Origin of the sequence: Streptomyces lunalinharesii, assembly GCF_039532155.1 — a bacterium.
In the GTDB taxonomy this organism is placed as follows: Bacteria; Actinomycetota; Actinomycetes; order Streptomycetales; family Streptomycetaceae; genus Streptomyces; species Streptomyces lunalinharesii.
Window position 1 is genome coordinate 1 of the sequence record NZ_BAAARK010000094.1, and the last position, 3,166, is coordinate 3,166.

A 3,166-nucleotide genomic window follows, 5' to 3' on the forward strand; every position below is an offset into this window, starting at 1 on the left:
GCAACACCTTCCGGGCGCTCGCCTTCAACGCGTAGTTGGCAACGCCCCGTGTCCCTTCAGGGCGGACACCCGACCACCAGCTGGGGCGGCGCCACGCTGCTGGGGCCACGTTGGCAAGGTCTCTGGGTGTGTCTCCAGTCTGTTCGCTCGGTGTGTGTCTGTCGGGGGCGAAGTTGAGGGGAGACACAGTCCTTATCCCTGGAGCCGATTGACAGTAGGCAGTCGGCGGCGACCACGCGAGGCAGGTGTGGTAACGGGTCGGACGGAGCCGGCGCCTGCCTGTGGCGCCGAAGATTGAACGGTACGGCGATTGCCTGCCGAGGGGGCTCGAGCTGCCCTCTTCCGGCAGAGGTCGAGTGGCATTGGTACCAGCGGTTTGACCGGGCTGGTGCGGGCGGCGGGCTCGGTTCGCGGTCGGCACCCCGGCGTTGCAGTGGGCTACGGGGGTGGGGGCGGCGAGGGCGGTGGCCGTGGCGGCGATGAGGTGCGTGGGCCTGGGCGTCTTCGAACTGGCGGCCGACGCCGGCCTCCAGGCCGAAGCGGTCGGAGGAGATGCTGAGGTAGGCCCCGGGCGTTTCGGCGTGTGCTCAACCAGGTGGTCGTGGAGGTTGAGAGTGATGGGCCCGCCGCGGGCATGGGTGGGGACGTTGAAGTCCTGCCGGGTGGCGGTGCTGGTGGTTGTTGGCGCGGGGTTGGTTCCTGGTGCTCGGTGGTTCCGATGCCGGGAACTTTCGATCGAACTCGGCGGTTGGGCGTTGCTGCGGATCGTCCGTGGAATCCGCGGCCGCGCGGAGGGATACTGATCACCATGCGCGTTGATTTCGATCCTGCAGAGATGGCTCCGAACGAGTTCTACAAGCTGTTGACCGCCACGGTCGTGCCCCGGCCGATCGCCTGGGTGTCGACCATGTCCCCTGACGGGACGGCCAATCTGGCCCCTGCGAGGTTCTGAGGAAAGCGGTATCGGGTCCCTGACGTTAGTGCAGGTCAACGGGCTGTAGCAACGGTTGACAGCAATCCCCCTTCTTCGGTGAGCTCACCAGCAGGTTCTTGGTCTGCTGGTGGTACGGCGCCCGTAGCGGCTCTGGCCTGCCGATATGACGGTCGGCGACCACTACCGGTAGGGAGTTGGTCCGTGTGTGGTCCGCATCTTGGCGTCAGTGCCCTGCATGCTGGGCCCGGCTATCGCCGCCACCTTCGATGCCCGGACGCCACTTTGAGCGCCCGCTTCATCTCGCCGTACGCCGGCAGGGCCGGTTCCCGCGGCGGTTACCGACCCTCGACGTGTTGACGATCGCGCCACCGCCGCCACGTTGCATGAGGGCCGCTCGTTCTCGTCGGCGCCGTCTCGGGAGCACCCATCAAGCTGACTGGGCCCGCACTCGGGTGAGTGCGGGCCCAGTGGTGCATGGGGTGCAAGTGTTACAACTGCTGGTCGCCTTGCCAGGTGATGGATGTGATCGCGGCTAGACCGCCATGTGCCATGCCTTTGTAGGTCACTGTCCGGGCAGGGCCGAGCTCGTGGGCGACTCGTCGCGCCAGCTCCGCGCCTTCGCGGAACAGTCGCTCCCACTCAGCGTCGTACTTGCCGTCCTCCCGGTCCCGCAGGTCCAGGTTCAGTGTGGCGTTGATGGTCTTCGCCCACGTGTACAGAGCGGCGACGAGATCGTCGGAGAGGGTCAGCGCGGCGGCGGGATCGTCGGGGAAGAAGTCCCCGAATCCCTCCGAGCGCAGCGGACCGAACGCGTACTCGCCCTCCACCGTGAGGTCAACCGGGTGGGGCGGTGTGCTGTGGCTGTCGCGATCCCAGTGAAGGCGGTCACAGCCCCAGCACGCCCACTTCGCTGTTTTGCGATGCTCGTCCCGGTAGCGCACCGCCCACGACGGCCCGAGGTGCCGCGCCAGTCGCTGGGCGACCGCCAACCCTTGCCTGGCGTGTTCGCGCAGGTCCGGGCGGGAGGTGAAGCCCTCCGGCGGGCGGGACAGCGACCAGGAGCGCAGTGCGTCGGCCAGATCCGCCGGGAGGAGCAGCCGGTCATCGTCCAACGCGATGGTGTGGGTGAAGGCGCCGAGGTCCTCGTAGGCCCAGGGCCCCTGCGCCTCGTACAGCGCGGACGGCTCACCGCGGGCCTGAACGAGGAGGTAGCGCGGTTCTTCGAAGGTCATGCGATATTTGCTCCGATCACGAATCCGCTGTCGCCTACGCTAATGGCCACGCGCTGACTCTTACCGTTGAAGACGACCTGGAAGATCGTTCTTCCTTCACCCTGGGTGCCGACCCTCGTGCCCCCGGTCAGGGCCTTCTTCAGGAGAGCCGGGATGTCCTCCACTCGAACCCCAGCCTGTGCGAACTCCCCTGCGTGCCGGAACAGAGTATGTATCAGGCCCCTGTTGACGTCGCCTTTCTCCAGCCAGGCAAGGGGCGCACCGGGTTTGGCGTACTCGATTATCCAGAGCGTGTCCGCCCTGCTGAACTTCACTCCGGAGGTCTGGAGCCTGTCCAGCAGCTTGGGGTCGAGGTTGCCCCGGGCGATCTTGGCTCGCTCCGCCACACCGGCCGCGATACGGAGCCCCAGGCCCGCCGCACTCGTGGAGTCGCCGACCTGGGCGGCGCCCTTCTCCCCGTAGATCTTCTTCAGATCCGCGAGAACCTGCGCGGCATCCTCACCGGTCTTGATGGCCTGTTCGGCCCGTACAGCGAGCTTGGCCGCTTCCGCGAGCTTCACGGCCAACGAGGGCGGTACGAGCACCGCGGCGGCCCCGCCACGGCGGCCGCCGACCCGACTCCGCCGACCGTGCCCGCCGCGCCGGTGCAGCGACGGACCCCGCCGGACGGCTACCGCCGCGCCATCGAGGCGCACCGCCAGGCCGTCCGGCCGTCGACGGTGGACCCGGCCCTCGCGGAAGCGGTGGAGCGGCGGACCGCCGCGATGCGGGAGCTGAGCCGCCGCGCGTTCATCGAGCCGGGCGTCGTCCCGGACGACGCGCCGGCCTCGATCGAGGCGACCCGGGCACAGCGCCGCCGCCAGGCCGCGGCGAGGGAGGTGCCGGCGACCCCGTCATCGACCAACCACGGCTCGGCCTGCTCTTTCGGGGCCCGGACTCGCACCGCCGGCACCACGTCGATCCAGTTCGGTGGCGTTGCGTGTGGAGAGAGCCAGCACAC

The 3,166-nt window shown here is 68.6% G+C and carries 2 protein-coding genes and 3 pseudogenes; 2 read left to right on the forward strand and 3 right to left on the reverse strand.

Features of this window, described 5'->3' with window-relative positions; genetic code table 11:
- Window positions 1-808: 808 nt before the first annotated feature.
- Window positions 809-949: pseudogene (locus ABD385_RS40985) on the forward strand (flavin reductase family protein); the annotation flags it as partial.
- Between the two features lie 269 nt (window positions 950-1,218).
- Here ABD385_RS40985 and ABD385_RS40990 read toward each other — a convergent pair.
- The 3 genes and pseudogenes from ABD385_RS40990 to ABD385_RS41000 form a co-directional block, all read right to left on the reverse strand.
- Window positions 1,219-1,328: pseudogene (locus ABD385_RS40990) on the reverse strand (short-chain dehydrogenase); the annotation flags it as partial.
- 94 nt (window positions 1,329-1,422) lie between these two features.
- On the reverse strand, window positions 1,423-2,166 hold the full coding sequence (locus tag ABD385_RS40995) for a hypothetical protein (RefSeq protein ID WP_344585340.1): 744 nt from the start codon (window positions 2,164-2,166) through the stop codon (window positions 1,423-1,425).
- A complete protein-coding gene (locus ABD385_RS41000; RefSeq protein WP_344585342.1) occupies window positions 2,163-2,726 on the reverse strand; it encodes a hypothetical protein in 564 nt (187 codons plus the stop codon). Before ABD385_RS41000 ends, ABD385_RS40995 begins: the two co-directional genes overlap by 4 nt.
- Before the next feature lie 84 nt (window positions 2,727-2,810).
- Here ABD385_RS41000 and ABD385_RS41005 point away from each other — a divergent pair.
- A pseudogene (locus tag ABD385_RS41005) lies at window positions 2,811-3,166 on the forward strand (hypothetical protein); the annotation flags it as partial.